Here is a 223-nt window from a genome sequence, read left to right as displayed (position 1 = left end):
TATGGTGGGCCTAAATGGACTCGAACCATCGACCTCACGCTTATCAGGCGTGCGCTCTAACCAGCTGAGCTATAGGCCCATATACTTTACAGGGGCAGTAGGAATCGAACCCACACTGGAGGTTTTGGAGACCTCAGTTCTACCTTTAAACTATGCCCCTAAATGATGCCGGCTAGAGGACTTGAACCCCCAACCTACTGATTACAAGTCAGTTGCTCTACCA

The 223-nt window shown here is 49.8% G+C and carries 2 tRNA genes; both read right to left on the bottom strand.

Annotated elements, in window-relative coordinates:
- Positions 1-2: 2 nt before the first annotated feature.
- Positions 3-79, bottom strand: a tRNA-Ile gene (locus IBT51_RS26945).
- Between the two features lie 10 nt (positions 80-89).
- Positions 90-160, bottom strand: a tRNA-Trp gene (locus tag IBT51_RS26940).
- Positions 161-223: the final 63 nt, after the last annotated feature.

This window comes from Bacillus sp. S71 (assembly GCF_016625265.1).
In the GTDB taxonomy this organism is placed as follows: domain Bacteria; phylum Bacillota; class Bacilli; order Bacillales; family Bacillaceae_G; genus Bacillus_A; species Bacillus_A cereus.
Note: the sequence above shows the minus strand (reverse complement) of the source record. Positions and strands in the feature narration are given on the sequence as shown.